This is a genomic window from Luteolibacter sp. Y139 (genome assembly GCF_038066715.1).
In the GTDB taxonomy this organism is placed as follows: Bacteria; Verrucomicrobiota; Verrucomicrobiia; order Verrucomicrobiales; family Akkermansiaceae; genus Haloferula; species Haloferula soli.
This window is the reverse complement of sequence record NZ_JBBUKT010000003.1, coordinates 575,263-593,509: the sequence shown is the minus strand read 5'-3', so window position 1 is coordinate 593,509 and position 18,247 is coordinate 575,263. Positions and strand designations below refer to the sequence as shown.

Here is an 18,247-nt window from a genome sequence, read left to right as displayed (position 1 = left end):
GTCCGTTACGTCAGTCAGGCGTCACCTGGAAGGCGGCGCCTTGATCGCGGTCCTTGTGCGCGCGGCAACTAGTTACGGCGAAGCACCACCACCTCCAGTTCCTCGTTCCCATCCGGGTTCTTGAGCGCGAATAGCACGCGGGCTTCCGCAACCCGCGAGAAGGGCGGCGGCGTCCACTCCACGGTGCCTTTCTCACGGTTGAAGGTGACTCCCGGCGGTGAATCCGCCATGCGGACTTCGACGCCATTCTTGAAATGAACTTCCGTGACCACGGTTGACGCCCCCGTTTTTTTGCCCGTGTCGTCCCGTGGCTCCACAGGGAGGGGAGTGACGGGTCCGGCGGTGGCGGCCCTGCGGACTATGGCCTCCATGTCCTCGAGGCTATGGCCCGTCTTCTTGTCCATGATCTCGCGCAGCAGGGCTTGCGGCACCGAGCGTTCCGCCGTTTGCAGCGCCAGCCTCTGGGCGGGGCCGGCATCCGCAGGGGTCGTCAGCCCCGACCATGACAACATGTAAAGCGCCCTCACCGGTTGGCCTGTCGCGAGGAAGTTCTCCGCCAGTTTCTCGAAGAGGTTCTTGCGGAGTTCTGGTTCGGTCGAGTCCGTGAGCAGGGGAAGCCCTGCCATGCGCTGGGCCGCCGCTTTCTCGGGTTCCTTCAGTGCATCGAACAGCTCCGCCAGTCCCAGCCGGCCATTGAGCGACTTGGGAGCCAGCTTGACTGCTTGTTCCGCATAGGCGCGTGCCAGGTTGGTTTTGTCGAAGCGCAGGTACATCGAGGAGATGGCGATCGACCATTCCGGATTGTTCGGTTCCAAGGCGATCGCCTGCCGCTGCAGGTAGAGGGCGAGCGCAGCTGCTTCGTCGTCGAAGCCCAGCGAGAGCGCGTCCCTCAGAGTGAGCGCGGACGCGATATTCGACAGGCGCCTGGCCTCCTGCGGATCTCCCTTGCGATCCTTGGGATCCACGAATTGATCCATCTTCAGACCCGCTATCGGTGTGGCCATGCCGATCCGCTCGGTTCCTTCGATCCGCAAGGTTGGAATGCCGATGAGGATCCCCTTGTCATTGACCAGCGCGCCACCCGAGTTGCCGGGATTGAGGGCGGCATCGAGCTGAATGTAGGGCAGCTCGCCCACCATCCGCCGGGCGGAACTGATGATGCCCTTGGTGATGGTAATCGCGGGCTTGTTCTGGCCCGGCAGAAACGGGAATCCCAAGGCATAGCAGGTGCCGCCCGTCTTGGTATCGTCTTCCGATTTGGACAAGCTGGCCGGGCGAAAACGGCAACCCGGTGCGGTCAATTTCAACAAGGCCAGATCGCTGGTCGCGTGAACCTTGTGAAGTTCGGCATTGGGGAAGCTCTTGAGCACGGTCTTGCCGCCTTCCTCCACGATCGCCGAGACGGTGAGTGGCAGCGCTGCTCCTGCCACGTGTGCGTTGGTCAGGATCATCCCATCGGCGGAAAGCACCACCCCGCTACCGCCGCCTTCCTCGTCGCTGATCAGCACCACGGAAGGTTCCAGCGCCTCGAACAACTTCGTGGCGTCCTTCACCTGCGCCGTCGCGCCCGATGCGAAGAGCGGTATGATGAGCCAGCGGGCGATCTTCATGGCATTCATGATGAGTTGGGGAGGCATCAGGGTTTGTCCGCACGTGAGGACAGCTTGGCCACCATGGCAGGGATATCGAGGTCGTAGATGCCGAGTCCCTGTTCATCGCGGGTAAGCTTGCAAATCAGCTTTTTAGAGCTGCTGATCAGACTCGGTTCATCTCCGCCGAAGCCGGGAATGGTGAGCTTGCAGAGCTCCTGCCCCGGCTTGGCGATATCACGCACGGACACCCAAACCTGGGAATCTTCGCGATTGAAAAACAGGAGATAGCGGCCCGATTCATCGAACTGGGTCCTCATCCCCGGCACGAAACCAGGCAAACTCGCGAACTTGGTTTTTATCGGCGGAATCGCCTTGATATCGAGAATGGAGTCACTCCCCACGATGTAGCGCCCACTCACGTCCGGCCGGCCGTTGTACAGGCCATCATCGAACGGCTTGACCGTGAGCCGGTCGCCATCGCGGATCACCGCGGCTCGATTGGTCCAGACGGTGGTGCCGTCCATGTTGGGAACGAAGTCGGGATTGAAGAACCTCTGCCGGATGTCTTCCGGGAATTGGAGTACCCGCGATTGCAAGGTCTTGCGGTCCACCAGGCAGAGATACCGCTGCGCCCCATCCTGCTCGACCGCCAGCAGCGAGCCGCGGCTGGCCATCCCGGTCGTGATACCAGCCAAGCCCTTCAGGCCGCTGTCTTTTCCGAAGGAAGTTTTTTTCAGCATCGCGCCGGTCCGCAGGTCGAAGGACTTGAATACGCCGTCGTGACCGAGCTGGTAGAGTTGATCGAAGTCGCCGAAGAGCATTTTCGCTCGTCCGTCCACGGAGAACAATCGCTCTCCATCGGCAATGCTCCATGCCGCCGCACCCCGGCTGGACAAGGTGAGCAGGACTTGGCCGGCACCTGCGAAGCCAGCGACACCTGCATCTCCGGGGATCACCGCAGCCCGCCTCAGGGGAAGAGTGGTTTTTCCGTCCGTCGAGACGATGGCGGGCCCGGGAGTCCGCCGGATGATCCGGCACTCCATCGAGTCCGTCATGGTGGAGCCGAGTTCGCCGGTCCACTCGAGGGCGATCCTCACTTGGTGGGTTTCGGCGTCATCGGGCACCTTCCAGGTGGCGACTCCTTTGCCAATCACGACGATGCCCTTGGGGGTCAGGGTGACTCTGGGATCGCGCCCCGGCGGCAGCGGGATCGAGAGCTCCTCGCCTGCGAAAGCGAATTCCGGGAAAGCGGCCGGCTGATTTGGCAAATTGAGGCGGATGAGGTGAAGATGATCTTCCTCCGGCAGCACGAGGACACCCTGCGACGTATCCAGATACATGGCGCGGTCGCTGCGCAGCGGTCCGGAATCCGCGTGCCGGGTCGGCGGAATGAACGGGGGATTCCGCAGTTCCGCGATCTCCTTTCGATCACGCGGCTCCATGAAGGAAATAGAACCCGGGGAACCGGGAAACGGCCGGCCGCTCGGCTGTGCCCTGAGCTGAAGTTGGCCGCCACCATGATCGTCGAGCGACTCCGACAGACGACGTCCACCGCCGCTCAAGGTCCTTTGGGAGGCATTGTTAACAGTGGTGAGCCCCGACGGATCGAGCGTGACGCTGTAGGTGTAGGGTTCTCTTTCTGGCTCGTCCTTCCGATCTCCCGACACGGTGTAGAGCGCGCCATCACGCGAGGCTCTGAGGACAAGGGAAGCGGGCTCGACCGCGGCCAGACGGCGGTAATCGAGGTGCTCGCTGGTGAAGCATTCGTGCATGTCAAAGCCGTTCGGGATGGCTTCAAAGTTCTGGGGATCGACAAAGGATGCGGTCTTGTCAGTGGCCACCAGCAGGGGCGCATTCGCCGCCGACATCGGCGCTGCCACCGCGACCACCGAGCCTTCAAGCTGCAAGACCTGGAGGCCCGTCCGTTGCCCGGACGCCAGATCCCAGATTTCCACCGCCGAGGTTTTGCGATCGACCAGATAGACCTTCCCCGCCTGCGCGGCTAGGAGCGTGTCAGGTCCGGCCTTCCATGGGGCATCGCCCGGTTTTCCCGTCTTGAGATCGAAGGGTCTCCAATAAGGCGGCTTGTCGGTCCTCACCATCAGAACCGAGCCATCCCCGGCAGCGATCAGGTCGAGCACGGTTCCGCCCGCATCGATCTTCGCCATCTCCTTCACCAGATTCGCCGGCGAGTCCTCCTGCACTTTCGCCGGCTTTACGAGCGGCGAGGGAGGCTTGCCCCATTTCGCAGCGAATCGTCCGGGATAGTCCAATAGGATCATCTCGTCGACCACGGGAGACTCGGGATGGCCCTTGGGAAAGACCCGGATCCAGAGCGAAGTGGGCTTTCCATTCCACTCCGCGCGCATGGATCGGGACATTACGTCCTTCGACAGCGACATCTCCTCCGTGGCCACTTTTGACAAGCGGTCAGCGAGGTCCTTGCCCGGCACGGATTCCAGTTGGTAGGTGGTCGCCGCGAGCATCACGCAATCCGGGATCCCGATTGGCAGCTTCCACTGGACCTTGCAGGAAACGTTCACCTCCCTCTCGCTTCCGTAGACTTCGAGCCCCACCTCGGTAGGCGTGACCGAAATGCCGTCCAGCACCTCCTTTGCGGAAATCCACTGGTCCCCGTGACGAACCGCGCGAACCGTGCCATCGCTGCCAGCCAATATCGTATTCTGTAGTTCGGATGCGGTTTTTGCCGGTGCTTCGGGCGTGGCAAGCGTCGCGATCTGGGCGACCTTGATCGCATCAAGCGGCATGGTAAGCCTGCGGTTCAGCTTCGCTATTTCCGTCGTCAGGCCTGACCTCGTGGTGGAAAATTCCCGCATCCGGCGGCTTCTTTCTTCCATGTCTTCCCGGGAGGGTCGGGAGCCAAGATCCGCCGGCCGGAAATCGTTCTGCTGTTTTTGAAGCTCGTTAAGCTCCGCACGGAGGGCAGTGACCTTCTCTTCGAGTTGCTTGCGTTCCTCATCCGGAAGCGAACCTTCGCCAGCCAGCCGACACGCCTGGACGGGACCGACGGCTGCTCCGTCTTCCGGCTTAGCAGGGGCCAGAACGAAACTCGCCGAGCTGAAACTGTAGACCGGAAGTCCATTGGGCAGGACCAATGCACGGGTCGCGGACAGGGAAACGATCGTGCCGCTATCATTGTGACAGGCGAAGGTGATGTGCTCGGCATCAGTGGGTGTGTCGGCCACGATGAGATACTCCGGCCTTTTCCCGGAGCTTTGTCCGCCGGGTTGCAAGAGCATGCCGGTGATTTCAGTTCCGTCCTTGGTCCGGATCAGCACGGCTTGGCGGAGGACCTTGGCAAGCGCGGCGGGCGCAAGGGGTTCGATGGCGGGGGGCGCAGGTGTTGCGGGTGCTTTTTCCTCCGTGGCCGGGGCGGACGCGCTGGAAGCCCCGCTTTTCGATTCCTTGCAGGCGGTGAGGGCAACGATCACGCCACCGCTGACCATCCATCGGAGAGACCGGACTGAGGGAAACAGGAAATGAAATCGGGAGCGTGTCATGACGCGGCGAGTTTGAGCTATCTGCCAGATAAGGTCGTAGCCACCCGCTTGAAGGACGGCGAGTCGAAAACCTTACGGTGATAGTACGGCGTCAACTAGGGAAGCTCCAGCGCCAGGTAATCGTACATCACGTGGCAGGCCGGGCTTTGGTTGCGGGTCTGGGTCAGGACCAGCCGGTTCGCGCCGCGGTGCAGCTTGGACACCGGGATGTCGATGTAGTCGTAGGAGTACTTCGCGTGAACGCTCTCGCGCAGCAGCGCATTGCCGCCGCCAGTGGGATTGAGTGAGGCGATCTTGTCACCATTGAGGTCGAAATCGACACGGGCGCTTTCCGCGGAGGCCCACGCAACTACGAGGGTCGCCGTACCTGAGGCGGGCACTTCGTTGAGATCGAAATGGATTTCCCACGGCCACGGCATCACCTTGCCGTTCTTCGAGTAGGCACCCTGGACGTAGTTCCAGTCCTTCGCAGGGTCGGACTTGCCGGTGGTGTAGACCAGCGGGTTCTTGTAGAGCTTGGAAAAGCGGTCCCAACCGTAGCCATGGAAGTAGTCCTTCCCGAGGGCGAATTCCGTCGCGCGACGATTGGGAATGCCAATCTCCCACTCGATCTTTTTGCCGTGGTGTTTCACGTCCCACGCCAGGTCGCCTGTGGGATTCGAGCCCTCCTTCACGGTCACATTGCTCTTTTCGAACTCCTCCACCACGCCATCGGTGAAGGCGTTCAAGGTGTAGTTGCCAGGCCGCACGTGCGGGATAGTGAAGGATCCGTCATCCGCCACCTTGCTCCAGTACTGGTAGCGGTTGGATTCGTTCTGCCAGTTGCTGCCGGGATCGGGTTGTGAAAGGCCAACCCACGCACCGGTGGCGGTAAGCTTCGGCTTGAGCGGATCGCGCAGGGTGAGCTTGCCGCTGACCGTGCCACGCTGGGCCGCGGGCGGGTAGAGAGCCTTGTCCTCCACCCATGCGTAGGGCCACTTCTTGCGCTCGATGCCGGCCTTGCGACGGGCGTCCTCCCAGAGTTGGTCGGCATTGCCGCCTTGGTTGCAGTAGAGCAGAAAGGGTCCGTAGATCTTCCGCCAGTCCTCGCCGGCCGTCAGTTTGGTACTAGATCCCTCGTAGTGGTTCCGGCCGAAGTGGATGTGGATGATGCCGGAGGCCGAGGAGAGGTCCTGCTTGGTCGGCCCGTCATTGAAGAAATCGTAGCCACCGAGCACGATCCATGCGCCGACATGGTTCTTGTCACTGGCTTGGCCCCAGCAGCCGACCGAGTGGTATTCGAGGTTGAAGTCATACTTGCAGTCGTTCTGTCCGGCGCGCGGCCCGCTGGTGATCGAGATGATCTCCTTGATGCCGGTAGGCTTCGCTTTCGCGAGATCGGCGGGCGAGGGCATCTCCCAATCACGCAGAGCATCCACGCGGATCTTTTCCATCAGCCACTCGCGGTCGTTCTTCGCCGGCATGCCCCAGACCATGCGCCACTCCCCGACACCTGAGTCCGGATAGTCCTTCGGGTGCGCCAGGGTGGCGTAGGTATAGACGCCCGATTCACCGCGGGTCAGCGCGTAGTGGACCTCGATATCCACGGCCTGCGGCGAACCCGGCTTCCATTTCTGGAGAAAGGCGACGTGGGCGATCTCCGGCGTGCTCTCCACGATCCGGAACGCGGCTCCCGTCGGCTGGCGATAGGACGCGCCGCCGCCCATGCTGTAGTAGACCGGCTTGCCGCGTGCCACCATGTCATTGTCACCCATGCGGATGGAGGTGATGGTGGAGGCCCCCTTGTTGAGGGTCACCTCGACCTTGTCGTTCTTGAGCACCACTTCCTTGCCGCGATCATTCAGCGTGACGGCTTCCGACTTGGCGTCTTGGCCATGCGCGGGACACACCATTCCCAGGACGAGTCCGAGCGCTGCGCGCCGAAGCGTTGAAAGCCATTTCATGTGCGAATTGAACCCCCGATCGCCTCCGCTTGTGTCCGGAAAAGCAGTCACCCATTCCGGGGATGGACTCGCGCTTTACTCGCGTTTCAGCACGTAGAAATGGGCATCCGCCGACGGTGGCGTATCCACATACTCCATCACCTCTCCATTCCCGCTTTCCGTCGGGGAAAGGGCCGTCCAGTCGAGGGCCGGCTCACCCGCCAAGCCGGGTGAGCGGCGGACGCCGAAGGATTCTCCGATCTCCGATTGATAGCGGATGGTGAATGAAGGCGACGCTCCGGCATGGTAGGCGCAGCCAAGGATCACCGGCGCGGTGGAGGCGAACTCGTGGGCGCCGATTTCAAGCGCGCTTCCCTGCACGATCGGTGCGGCGAAGAAGTCGCGCGGGCCCGGATCCAGATTGAACTTCGCTTTCAGGTCGAGCCCGTGATTGATCAGGGGCGATCCCGCTTGTAGCTTGAAAGCCTTGAGCCCGGCCAACGGGCTCGGCACCAGCGACTTCACGGTGACGCCCTGGGGGACCTGGAACAGCGGATCCACGCTGAAGCCGGTGGACTGGTTGTTCAGGCGCTCCTGCCCCTTCGAATTGCGCCACGAGCTGAGCGAGCCGAAGTTGCTGCCGTCGTCGCGGATCACGAAATTGTCGCCGCTCGACCAGTAGTTGTTGCCGGCAAAGGTGACGTCGCCATTGGAATCGACGTTCACCAGGCGCGTGCCACCGGAAGTGACGAAAATGTTGTTCGCGACGATGATGTCGTCGGGCTGGGAAGCGGTGGCCACCACCTTGATCGCGGGAATGGAGGTGCTGCCCGGAGGCGCGCTCATGATCACGGTGTTTCCGTAGATCGCGAGGTCGTCCACGTTGTTAGAGACATTGATCCCGCTCGCGGCAGGCGATCCGGGATCGCGGCCGTCGTCCTCGGAAATGTTGTAGCGCACGATGTTGCGGTCATTGCCGTTCTGGCCACTCGTCCCGTAGATGAGAAGGCCCGCGCCTGCATTGTCGTGGCTGTAGTTGTACTGCATCACCGAGTCGCTGACCTTCAGGTCGAAGTCGAAGCCGCCCCCATCGCCGCCCGCGGTCAGGTTGTGATGGGACTCGTTGCACTGGATGACGATGCTGGAGGAATCGTAGGTCCAGATGCCGACCGGACCGTTGGAAGTCTCGCAATTCGCTCCGTTTTCGTAGGCCACGCAGTGTTCGATCAGACCGCCGGTGACGCCGCCCAACACGATCCCGTTGCCCGAGTTCGTGTTGCTGTCAGGGTCGCCGTATTGATGGTAGGCCACGCAATGCCGGATCCGGACGTTGGTCAGCGCGTGATTGGATCCGTTGGCGCCGTAGGTCTCGATGCCGTCCTGGAGATTGTCGTGGGCGACGACGCCGGAGATTTCCACGTCGTCATAACCGGCGTGTCCATTGTAGCCCCCGATGGCGATCCCGCGCTCACCGAAGCCGCTGACTTCCACGTCGCTGATGCGGATGTGGCCGAATTTCAGATCGCCCGGTGAATCATTGTAGAACGAGATGCCACTTGCGGTGTTCGTCGTGGTGCCATCCGGAGCCACGCCCGAGCCGACGAGATTCAAGTTGCTGATCTCGATGCCGCCGTTGTTTTTGGCGGAGATCGCCGGTCCATCGCCGGCCGCAATCGTCGCGCGTCCGGGTCCGTAGCTGGAGATGACGATCGGCGCGACGAGGTTTCCCGCGGCATCGTCCCCCGAATCCCACCACTCCAGGTTCAGCGTGCCGGTGAAGGTGGTGCCGCCGCGGAGAAGGATCCGGTCACCGGGTTCCAGGTTGAGCGAGTCGAGCCACGTCTCGAAACCGTACTGGGTCGTGACGAAGTAGTCGGTCGCAGGGGCCAAGCCAGTCGTCGCGGCCAGAGTCATCGCGATCATCACCGACGGGCGTTGCGCGGAAGTGCCGCGGAGCCGTAGTGAACGGGATCGGCCGGCGGGAACCGGTCCGGAAATGTGGGGAGTGTCCATGGCAATCTACCGGGCGCGGAGGATTGCCATTCGGGGGAACCGCGCTCGACGTGGGGGGAGAGACCGGCGGAAAGAAAGCACTTTGCATGCCTCGCGTCGATGCCAAAGGCAGGGAATCAGGGCCTCGAAAGGAGACGCTTTCGTCCCACGCCATTCCTTGAAGCTGAGTAACTTTTACGGTCTGGTTTACTGTTCCTCGGCCTCCTTCAGGCTCAGGGTCAGATCCTCCTCATGCGATAGGATCTGTAGTAGCACGTGCACGCCTTCTCCGGCGGCGGTGCCCTTCAGCATGTTCCGGATGGCGGATGCCGTCGCACCGTCCTTCCCGACCAGATGTTTCTGATCCTTTTGGGTCACCACGAGCCTGAATCTCACCACGCCGGGAGCGATCTCCTGCACCCGGACCTGCGCGCGGCCGGGGTCGTCGATGAGGTTGACCGCCATGTAGAGCATGAAGTTCTTCAGCCGGCCGATGAGCTCCTCCATCTCTTCCGGCCCCGGGAGCTTCTTGCCTGCTTCGGGAAGGGCCTCCTCCCTGTCCTCATCCTTCGCCGGAGCCGCCCGGAAATCCCAGTCCATCACCTTGTAGTGAGCGACCCGCTTCACCCAGCCGACCACGTCCACCTCCTGATGGGCGAACTTGTGCACCGCGGGCAGGGTGTCCTTGAAATCCCAGTCGATCACCTTGGTGTTCCCCAGCTTGCGGAGCGAGGACGCGATCTCCAGGTCCTTGAGATCCGTGTTCAGGAGTTCGAGGAAACCCCGGTCGGTCTCGTGGTCGGGACCGTCGTCCTGGAATGAATCCGTGGTTTCGGAAATGCGTTTCGACATCGGATCTCGTGGCAAAACCCCCTGCTGCCGAGGCGGATCGTTCAGGGGGGCGAGCTTTCAAGCAAAGTTGCCCGATTCGGTCGCGAATGGCAAGCATGCTGGCCGTGCGCGGAATCTCACGCGTCCGGCGGCGGGAGAAATTCCAGCCCGTAGGTCGCCGCGATCGCCATGATCCGCGGAATGTCCTGCTGCTCTTCTGGGCTCAGGGCGCCGACTTCCTCGAAGAATCCCTCGAATCCGGCGGGAGTGATGGTGCACATCAGCCGGCCCGGCGTGGTGCCGACATAGCGGTAGCCATGCGGGATGCCGCGCGGCGCGAAGATCGTGGTGCCCTTGCCGGTGATGAAGGTTTTGTCGCCCACCGTCCACTCGTACTCGCCCTCGAGCACCTGGAAGGTCTCATCCTCACGGTGGTGGATGTGTGGAGGCGGGCCGCTGCCGGGTACGTCATGGGATTCCGCCACCCCGACGGTCCCGCCGGTGTCGCTGCCGCGCAGGCGGACGATCATCGGGATGCCAAGGATGTTCAGGTTCGCGCCTTCGGAGGGAATGACGAGGGGATTCATGGGGGTGGGATCGGCTCCCTCGAAAGCTGCTAGAGTCCCGCGGGAACGGCCAGCACTTCTTTGGAGAGCCCCGCTTCGCGGCTTGTCCAACCGTGGCCCGAAAGCTAGGAACTTGCCAATGAAAGCGCTCCTGAAGGCCGTAGCGATCACGGTCCTGCTCACCAGTTTCTCCGGATGCCTCACCAAGCGGACCGTCACCCGCGGTGGCCAGACGGTCAGCGAGGGTTATAGCTTCAAGCGACCCTTCAAGTCGGCCTCAAGCGAGTGAGGCCGGCGCGGCCCGCGGTGCAGCAACCGGGAAATACCTTGGCCTGATCATCTCATGACCCGTAGCCTCAGCCGCGCATCATGAGTTGTGATACAGGATCGACCCCTTCCCGTCGGACCACAGGCACCCGCACGTCACGGCTCGCAGCCGCGATGCTGCTGGCCTTGACCGCCGCGGGCATCGGCCAACAGGGTGCCAGCACCACGGCGGCGCGCGAGTGGACAAACACGGGCGGCAAGACGATCGCCGCCGAATACCTCGGCATTCGAGGAGATGACGTGGCGCTAAAGCTCCCCGGCGGAAAGATCTCCTTCGTTCCCCTGGCCACCCTTTCCACGGCGGACAATGCGTTCGTGAAAGCGAACCGCCTCGACTACCACGAGCGGTGGCAGGAGTGGCCTGCAGATGCCAGCCAGTCGATGCCGGTATTGACCGTGGAAGAAGAAGCCTCTGCAGCAGGAACCTTCACCTACACGACCAAGAACTTCCGCTTTTATTGCGACGTCAATCTCGGTCCCGTGCTGATGAAGGACTTGGCGCGGACCTTCGAGCTGACACTCCAGCTTCACGAGAAGTCTCCCTTCGGCGTCCTCGCGAAGCCTGAAAAAGACCGCTTCGAGGCGAAGCTGTTCGGCACGCTGGCGGACTACAGAAGGGCGGGCGGCCCCGAGAACTCAGCAGGGGTTTATCTCCCCGCGCAAAAGGTCTTCCTCGCGCCTTTGGAACTCATGGGCGTCCAGTCAGGCTCGGCCGGGTACCGCAAGATCTCCGACGAGTACGATGTTTCGACCGTCGTCCATGAGCTGACGCACATGCTCACCCATGAGATGCTGGACAATCTGCCGGTCTGGATGAACGAGGGCTACGCCGAGTACATCTCGTCCATCCCGATCCAGGCCAAGGCCTTCAAGACGGACAAGGACAAGATCCGCGAGGGCGTGCGGGATCTCTTCGCCATGAGCTATTTCCGGTCACTTTCCGACAAGCAGAAGTCGGCATGGGGCAAGGAAGAGCGGGACAAGTACTTGCAAAGCAGCGACGTCCTTCCGCTCTACCGGGTCGTGGATGTGTTGCAGATGACCGACGAGGAATGGAAGACGGGTTCTTCTGGCGCCAACCCGGGAATCCGCGGGATGGTAACCATCAACCGGATGCCGCGACTCTATCGGACGGCCCATTTGATCATCTACTATTTCATCCAGATCGAGGGGGAGAAAGGAGTGACGAAGCTCCGCAAGTTCCTTGAGGAGAACCGCCGCAACATGGACCGCTACGAGCAGCTCCGGCAGGAGTTCGACGACTATGAAAAGGCCATGGTCGCCTTCAAGTCACTGCCCGGAGTGAAGGAGCTTCCCGACGGTCGGATCCAATACCCCGGTCATCTCACGCCACCCAAGGCTCCCACCGGCACGCCTCCGGATTTGAACTCCCTCAAGCTCGGGGGCTTGAAAGCCCTGCTGGATGGAGAAACTCCGGTCGCCGTCGCCGATCGGATCGAAGCGGCGCTGCGAAAGGATCTGCGGATCAATCTTTCCTTCCGGTAGGAGAGCAAGGGATCAAGGCACCCGCTTGCCGCTCGCCGCGTCTTCCAGCCACACGGCTGAACCTTGCTTGGCGAGCTGTCCCTTCACCACATAGGTCGCATTCGCCTTCGGAGTGAAGTTCACCGTCGCCTTGGCGGGCTTGGCGACATTGCCGCCGAAGGAATACATGAGCGCCGCGCCATCGGCCGCGAATTGATCATGACCGGAAAGCTCGACCTGCAAGGGTTGGCCCGCGGCCACTTTGACCTGCGATTCTCCCATCTGCACCACCGGACCGCCACCGCGGGGCGTCTGCATCGCTGACGAATTGCTCAACTTGCCGTCGATCTTTGCCACTTCGAAGACCGTCGCTTTGAAGGCATCCTGAGCGGATCCGGAATTCCGGATCGTTGCCGTCGGGCCGGTGTAGCCCTTGGGCAGATTGTAGTAACTCACGCAGCTCGGAAGCATCAGGGCGAGCACGGCGGGAAGGGCAAAGCGGCACGAAGTCATGGTAATCATGGAGACGGCGGGAAGCTGTGGGGAACAGCCGATCGGCGCAAGATTTGAAAGCCCGTCTGCCGCGCATCGGAAATGACAAACCCCCGGGCTTGCATCCGGTCTCGTCCGGTGCGAGGGAAGCCGCGCGTTCAAACAGGCGCTTTAATTTCATGGATTCCGCGCCCCGCGTTTCTGAACGCATGCTGCTCCTCCTGCTCGCCTGCGTGCAGTTCACCCACATCATGGATTTCATGGTGATGATGCCGCTGGGCCCGCAGCTGATGCGCGAGCTGGATCTCGATACGACCTCGTTCGGCCACATCATCTCCGCCTTCGCCCTCGCTGCCGGGGTGGTGGGGTTGGCCATGGCCCCGTTTGCCGACCGCTTCGATCGTCGGAAGCTTCTGCTGATCTGCTATGCGGGCTTTGCCTTTGGCACGCTGGCCTGCGGTCTCGCGACCACGCCGGGGATGCTGATGGCGGCACGGGCGATGTGCGGTGCCTTCGGCGGCGTCAGCGGGGCCACGATCATGACCATCGTCGCCGATGTGGTGCCGGCCGAGCGCCGGGCCCGCGGGATGGGCATCATCATGACCGCGTTTTCCGCGGCCGCCGCCTTGGGGGTTCCGCTCGGCTTGAAGCTCGCGCAGTGGTGGAAATGGGAAGCGCCGTTCCTGGTCATCGCCGGCGTTGCGGCAGCGGTGTGGGTGCTGCTCTTTCGCGTCCTGCCTCCGGTGCGGAGCCACTTGGACATCGCAGGTGTGAATCCGCGCAAGGACTTCCTGACACTGCTGAAGGACCGCAATGCATGGACCGGCATCGCGCTGATGATGATCTGCGTGATGAGCCACTTCATGATCATCCCCTACCTCTCGCCGTATTTGGTCGGAAACGTGGGACTGGCGGAGGATCACTTGTTCCTCATCTACCTCGTCGGCGGGGTGGTCACGATCTTCACCGGCCCGTATGTGGGCAAGCTGGCCGACCGGCACGGCCGCTTCCGGGTATTCAGCATCATGATCGTGATCGCCTGCTGCGTCGTCGGGCACATGGCCACTTCGGGGCCGCTGCCGCTGTGGCACACGCTGCTGAATGCCGCGCTCTTCTTCACCTTCGCCAGCGGGCGCTTCATTCCGGCGCAGGCTACCATCTCGCTCGCCGTGCCTCCGGCGCGGCGGGGCGCCTACATGAGCCTGGTCGCCTGCTCGCGTGACCTCGCCTCGGGGGCGACCGCTGACATTGGAGGCAAGATCGTGACGCTGACCGCCAGTGGGGCGATGCTCCATTTCGATCGTCTCGGCCTGCTCGCGATCACTCTCAGCATCTGCAGCCTTTTCGTCTTCCGCCTGGTCAAGGTGGCGGAGTGAAGACAGGTGCTCACCGATTCCATTCTGTGCCTCGATTCGCAGTAGGAGCGCGGGGCGCGAACTGCTAGTTCACCCCCCCCGATGCCATTCTCCTTCAGGCCGCCGCTCTTCATGCTGCTGTTCTTCTCGATCTTCGGCTTCATCGGGATCGCGGTGATCGCCTTCCTGTGGGGGTCGAACGATGTCCTCGGGGACGCGCCATTGTTCTTCAAGGTCTTCGGCAGCTTCATCGGCCTCTGCTTCATGGCGATGGGCTTCGGCGTGCCACTGAGCGCCCTGCGAAAGGGCAAGGAAATGGAGGATCTGGTCGCGCGTGGTTTGCAGGTTCAAGCTCCTCCGCCATCCGTTCCGGAGACCCTCGCGTGCCCCACCTGCGGGGCAAACGTCGGCCAGGCCGAAGTCTCTCCGAGCGGCGACGTGAAGTGCACTTACTGCCACGGCTGGTGGAACATCCACCGACGGTAAGCCGAAAAAAAACCGCCGCCTCAACGAGGTTGAGGCGGCGTTCGTTGGTGGAGCCGGAATCGATACGAAGGAGATCACTCAAGGCGTCACACTCACCTGAAGGAAGCGGCGGCTTGGAAGGCCGTTCGAATCGGTGACTTGGAAGGTGCGGGCGGTCCAACCGATGTTGGCGGCGGGGACGAGCGGGGTGGGCGGTGTCACCTCGCTGATCGCCTCGTTCCAATCCACCAGATTCTGGCTGCCTTGGATGGTATAGACGATGTCGTCCACGGTCAGCGTGACGCTGCCATCGGGTTGCGTCGCGAGCACCGCGCCATTGCGCACGGCAAGGGTCACGGAGAGTTCGCGATCACTGCCCGCATCATTGGAATCCAGAGTCGAAACGGAGATCTTGCCGGCATTCGTGAAGCTGGCGGGATTGCCATCGAGCGCGAACTCGAAGGAGTTCGGCTTGCCGTCCTTGTCCGGGTCGGCCGTGGGTTGCCGGTCCGCCGGATTGGGAAGCTGAAGGGCGAAGCTGTCCGACCACACGAGGTAGGGCGTGAGCACCGGCGCTCCGGTGACGGTAAGGGTCAGCGCGGTGCCATCCACCGCGGCATCGGCATAGTCCACGAAGTAGGTATTGGCCCCCAGCGCGATGGTGGTGTGGTTCTCCAAGGGGAAGCCTGCATAGGTCAGGAGGTCCGTGCCCGACCATGTCCCGGCATAGTCCACCAGCGTGAACTTGGTGCCATTGGCCAGCGTCACATCGCCACCCACGTCGGTGAGCGTGAGATTGACCATGCTTCCGCCGGTGGTGATGCCACTGGTGACGAGCTTGTCGGAGGTGCCGGCGTAGGTGTTGAGTTCGATGGCCAAGGTCGACCCGGCATTGAAGGTGACCGGACCGGTGGTCAGGGTGCCCACGCTGGTGCCGGGAGCGATCGAGCCGTTCACGGTGACCGGTGCGGTGACGCTGCCCGTGCCGCCCAGCGCTCCGCCGCGATTCACCTTCACCAGCGGCGAGCCCGTGAGTGTGCCGTTCACCAGCAGCGTGCCTGCGTTGACGAAGGTATTGCCGGTGTAGGTGGCGGCCCCGCCGATCGCCAGCTTGCCCGCGCCGCTCTTGGTCAAGGGAGTCGGGGTAACGACAGTCGTCTCTCCCACCACTTCGCTGTAGTCCGCGATTTCCGAGGCAATCGTGAACGTGGACGAGTTGTGGTGCTGGTGGATGATCAGGTCCTTGCCGGAACCGGAACCCGGACTGCCGCCGACGATCTTGCCGCCGGTGATGGTTTGGTTCGCGGAGCCGTTGTTGGTTACCAGGATCGCGCCCGCCCCGATGGAAAGCGTCGCCGCGGGATCGATGGTCACGGTGCGGGAGGAGCCATCGTTGAAGCGGATGGTGTTGACGGAGGTGGAGGCCCCGATCGCGACGTCGGTGACGACGTTCGAGTTTTGGGTCGCGGTTCCCAGGCTAGTCGCCGTGCTGGCGGTCAAGGTCGGTGCCGAGGTGCCATTGTTGCCCGTGCCTGCCGCCACGAACCACGCGATGCCGGTGCTGGTGGTATTGTAGGTGGCCCATGGGACCACACCGTTGACGTTGGCGGCGGTGGCCATGCGGTAGCCGCCGCTATTGGCGTTGCTGGCACCGGACCCGCTGATGTCGTCGCGGAAGTTCACCGTGGCGCCCGCCGCGCGGGCAGGGGTGCCTTGGAATTGGAAGATCGCGCGTGCGCTCGAGCCGCGCTGCATCGTGAAGCTGGTGTTGCCGGCGGCGACATTGATGGAGGCGAAGTTCGGGATGTAGGCGGTGGTGCCGCTGCCCGTTCCGCCGTTGGTGTGAATGATGCCGCCATTGGTGGTCAGTGCGGGCAGGCCCAGCGTGAGGGCGGTGCCCGGCGAAATGGCGGCGAGGTCGATGAAGAGGTTCGTGTTCGTGGTACTCGGAGCTCCCGTCGCGGCGATGTTGTTCGTGCCCGTTCCGCCGCCGACGCTGATGCCGCCGGTGAAGGTGTAAGTGCCGCCCGTTCCGCCGATCCTTACCTGGCCCGGACCGGTGAGGGTCAGTGGCCCGACGCCGCTGATCGCAGCGGCACCGGCGGTATTGACCCGCAGCACTCGTCCGGAAGCGACCTTCCACGTCTGCGCGCCGCCGAGGATCAGCGGGCTGCCGATGGTCAGGTTCTGGGTCGCGGCACTCAGGTCGATCCCCGAGGCGCCGAGCGTGAGAATGCCCGGACTGGTGCCGGTGATGCCCACGGCACCTGTGGGGCTGAGCACCTTGATGCCGAGCCAGCTTGAAGGTGTCGCTCCCAGATCGGAGGTGTTCGCTCCGGTCAGTTGGTCATCCCATTGTGCGATGTCGGCGATGCCGGGCGCGGCAGCTCCTCCGATCCAGCTGGTCGCCAGACCGAGCGTGTCGAGGTTGTCTTCCTTGCGAACCTGCGCACCGGCTTCGGTGGCGAAGGTGAAGGTGGCGATGACGGCTGCCATGGGGCAGACACATGCTTCGGCGGAGCGTCCCAAGAGACGCGAGAGGTGGGGTTTCATACGACGACGGGGCGGGGTTTGTATGGCGGGGTTTGAAGGAACCCGATGAACCCGGGATTCCATTCCCGGTCATGGGGAACGGAAAACCGCCGAACACAAGAATCGTTGCACACGAGTGCACGAAACGAGAATGGGTTTGCCGAAAAGTGAAGTTCTGTCCGGCGAAACCCTTACTCCCACCGCTCTCTCCGCAGTGAAATTGCGGATTTCTGCTAGAGAGAGCCGCAAAACCCAATGGCCGTGCCCACCAACCGCGGCAGGGTCAGAAAGTGGCCGCGGTGAGCCCTACAAAAGCCCCGTCGCCCCGAGTTGCGCGCGGACGGCGGAGATCATCTTGTTCTCACAGTCCTGGGACTTCTGGTCGTGCTGTTTCGCTTCGGCCAGCAGCTCGTTTGCCTTGGCCGGATCGGCCGTGGTCAGGGCATCCCGGTAGCATTGCAAGCATTGCTGTTCCTCCCGGAACATCTCCCGCTTCCACTCGCGGACCTCCTTGCAATAAAGCTCGCGCAGGCGGAGGAACTCATCCGCCACCTCGTTCGGCACCCAGTATTTTCCGAAGTTCTGCCGCATCAGCGGCTCCTCGCCTCGCTCGAGATACGCGATGGCCTGGTTGTAGGTGTCCATCTGCGAGTCGATGATCTGGACCCAGCCGCGTGCTTGAACCGCCTGATCCTTGCTCCACGTCCCCATGCCCGCCGCTTGCCGGCGCATCGTGTCGAAGGGAGTGAACAAGCTCTTCTCGTAGATCCGCGTGGCATTGACCGCGTCGATGATCTGCTTGCCGAGACCGCCGTGCTTGCGCGCGGCCTGATCCAGGCTGGCAATACCGGCGCTGAAGGCGAGTTCATTGACCGGGCCATCATTATCGACGTTCTGGACCACCACCCGGTTGTGTTCGTTGGTGGCATCGGCGATCGCCTCGAAGGCCGCTACGATCTGCGGCTTCGACTCGGAAGAGATGCGGATCTCATCCGCGATGGAACCGGTCTTGCCGCCACTTGAGGCGGACTGGAGGACCTTGTCGCACGAGGCGAGCAGGACCAAGGCGGGGATCAGGGAAAGGGTCTGGCGAACAGTCACCGGCGCATCCTAGCGGACCGATGAAAAGGAGCCGAGAGATAAATTAATCTAACTAGGATTTCAATA

The 18,247-nt window shown here is 62.5% G+C and carries 13 protein-coding genes; 4 read left to right on the top strand and 9 right to left on the bottom strand.

Annotated features, from left to right (window positions below; genetic code table 11):
• Positions 1-68 precede the first annotated feature (68 nt).
• The 6 genes from WKV53_RS10765 to WKV53_RS10740 all read right to left on the bottom strand — a co-directional run bounded on the left by WKV53_RS10765 (position 69) and on the right by WKV53_RS10740 (position 10,445).
• Positions 69-1,637 (bottom strand): trypsin-like peptidase domain-containing protein, encoded by a 1,569-nt coding sequence (locus tag WKV53_RS10765; RefSeq protein ID WP_341404587.1) that lies wholly within the window; start codon positions 1,635-1,637, stop codon positions 69-71.
• Positions 1,637-5,113: a coiled-coil domain-containing protein gene (locus WKV53_RS10760; protein ID WP_341404586.1), complete on the bottom strand. Its 3,477-nt coding sequence runs from the start codon at positions 5,111-5,113 to the stop codon at positions 1,637-1,639. The genes WKV53_RS10765 and WKV53_RS10760 overlap by 1 nt, the downstream gene beginning before the upstream one ends.
• A 95-nt stretch (positions 5,114-5,208) precedes the next feature.
• A complete protein-coding gene (locus tag WKV53_RS10755; protein ID WP_341404585.1) occupies positions 5,209-7,056 on the bottom strand; it encodes a polysaccharide lyase family protein in 1,848 nt (615 codons plus the stop codon).
• Between the two features lie 75 nt (positions 7,057-7,131).
• A complete protein-coding gene (locus WKV53_RS10750) occupies positions 7,132-9,048 on the bottom strand; it encodes a right-handed parallel beta-helix repeat-containing protein (RefSeq protein WP_341404584.1) in 1,917 nt (638 codons plus the stop codon).
• A 186-nt stretch (positions 9,049-9,234) separates the two neighbouring features.
• Positions 9,235-9,879: a KH domain-containing protein gene (locus tag WKV53_RS10745; RefSeq protein ID WP_341404583.1), complete on the bottom strand. Its 645-nt coding sequence runs from the start codon at positions 9,877-9,879 to the stop codon at positions 9,235-9,237.
• Between the two features lie 116 nt (positions 9,880-9,995).
• Positions 9,996-10,445 carry a cupin domain-containing protein gene (locus WKV53_RS10740; protein WP_341404582.1) on the bottom strand — a complete coding sequence of 150 codons (450 nt, stop codon included), beginning with the start codon at positions 10,443-10,445 and terminating at the stop codon, positions 9,996-9,998.
• 118 nt (positions 10,446-10,563) lie between these two features.
• Between WKV53_RS10740 and WKV53_RS10735 the strand changes: the two genes are divergently transcribed.
• Both WKV53_RS10735 and WKV53_RS10730 read left to right on the top strand, forming a co-directional pair.
• The gene (locus WKV53_RS10735; protein WP_341404581.1) at positions 10,564-10,713 is read left to right on the top strand and encodes a hypothetical protein; all 150 of its coding nucleotides are present in this window, start codon (positions 10,564-10,566) and stop codon (positions 10,711-10,713) included.
• 80 nt (positions 10,714-10,793) lie between these two features.
• Positions 10,794-12,257, top strand: a complete 1,464-nt coding sequence (locus tag WKV53_RS10730; protein WP_341404580.1) for a hypothetical protein — start codon at positions 10,794-10,796, stop codon at positions 12,255-12,257.
• A gap of 12 nt (positions 12,258-12,269) precedes the next feature.
• On the opposite strand, the gene WKV53_RS10725 is transcribed toward WKV53_RS10730, so the two are convergent.
• Positions 12,270-12,758, bottom strand: a complete 489-nt coding sequence (locus WKV53_RS10725) for a hypothetical protein (RefSeq protein ID WP_341404579.1) — start codon at positions 12,756-12,758, stop codon at positions 12,270-12,272.
• Between the two features lie 179 nt (positions 12,759-12,937).
• Here WKV53_RS10725 and WKV53_RS10720 point away from each other — a divergent pair, with 179 nt between their 5' ends.
• Both WKV53_RS10720 and WKV53_RS10715 read left to right on the top strand, forming a co-directional pair.
• Positions 12,938-14,104 carry an MFS transporter gene (locus tag WKV53_RS10720; protein ID WP_341404578.1) on the top strand — a complete coding sequence of 389 codons (1,167 nt, stop codon included), beginning with the start codon at positions 12,938-12,940 and terminating at the stop codon, positions 14,102-14,104.
• 81 nt (positions 14,105-14,185) lie between these two features.
• Entirely contained in the window at positions 14,186-14,569 is a 384-nt protein-coding gene (locus WKV53_RS10715) for a hypothetical protein (RefSeq protein ID WP_341404577.1), read from the top strand.
• A gap of 78 nt (positions 14,570-14,647) precedes the next feature.
• Here WKV53_RS10715 and WKV53_RS10710 read toward each other — a convergent pair whose 3' ends face one another.
• Both WKV53_RS10710 and WKV53_RS10705 read right to left on the bottom strand, forming a co-directional pair.
• Positions 14,648-17,044 (bottom strand): beta strand repeat-containing protein, encoded by a 2,397-nt coding sequence (locus WKV53_RS10710; protein WP_341404576.1) that lies wholly within the window; start codon positions 17,042-17,044, stop codon positions 14,648-14,650.
• A gap of 342 nt (positions 17,045-17,386) precedes the next feature.
• On the bottom strand, positions 17,387-18,181 hold the full coding sequence (locus WKV53_RS10705) for a hypothetical protein (RefSeq protein WP_341404575.1): 795 nt from the start codon (positions 18,179-18,181) through the stop codon (positions 17,387-17,389).
• Between the last annotated feature and the right edge of the window lie 66 nt (positions 18,182-18,247).

Excerpts from the sequence above, each read along its gene's own strand:
- WKV53_RS10720 (WP_341404578.1), top strand. The coding sequence starts at position 12,938 with ATGCTGCTCCTCCTGCTCGCCTGCGTGCAGTTCACCCACATCATGGAT.
- WKV53_RS10760 (WP_341404586.1), bottom strand. The coding sequence starts at position 5,113 with ATGACACGCTCCCGATTTCATTTCCTGTTTCCCTCAGTCCGGTCTCTC.
- WKV53_RS10765 (WP_341404587.1), bottom strand. The coding sequence starts at position 1,637 with ATGCCTCCCCAACTCATCATGAATGCCATGAAGATCGCCCGCTGGCTC.
- WKV53_RS10710 (WP_341404576.1), bottom strand. The coding sequence starts at position 17,044 with ATGGCAGCCGTCATCGCCACCTTCACCTTCGCCACCGAAGCCGGTGCG.
- WKV53_RS10715 (WP_341404577.1), top strand. The coding sequence starts at position 14,186 with ATGCCATTCTCCTTCAGGCCGCCGCTCTTCATGCTGCTGTTCTTCTCG.
- WKV53_RS10745 (WP_341404583.1), bottom strand. The coding sequence starts at position 9,879 with ATGTCGAAACGCATTTCCGAAACCACGGATTCATTCCAGGACGACGGT.
- WKV53_RS10735 (WP_341404581.1), top strand. The coding sequence starts at position 10,564 with ATGAAAGCGCTCCTGAAGGCCGTAGCGATCACGGTCCTGCTCACCAGT.
- WKV53_RS10755 (WP_341404585.1), bottom strand. The coding sequence starts at position 7,056 with ATGAAATGGCTTTCAACGCTTCGGCGCGCAGCGCTCGGACTCGTCCTG.
- WKV53_RS10750 (WP_341404584.1), bottom strand. The coding sequence starts at position 9,048 with ATGGACACTCCCCACATTTCCGGACCGGTTCCCGCCGGCCGATCCCGT.
- WKV53_RS10740 (WP_341404582.1), bottom strand. The coding sequence starts at position 10,445 with ATGAATCCCCTCGTCATTCCCTCCGAAGGCGCGAACCTGAACATCCTT.
- WKV53_RS10730 (WP_341404580.1), top strand. The coding sequence starts at position 10,794 with ATGAGTTGTGATACAGGATCGACCCCTTCCCGTCGGACCACAGGCACC.
- WKV53_RS10725 (WP_341404579.1), bottom strand. The coding sequence starts at position 12,758 with ATGATTACCATGACTTCGTGCCGCTTTGCCCTTCCCGCCGTGCTCGCC.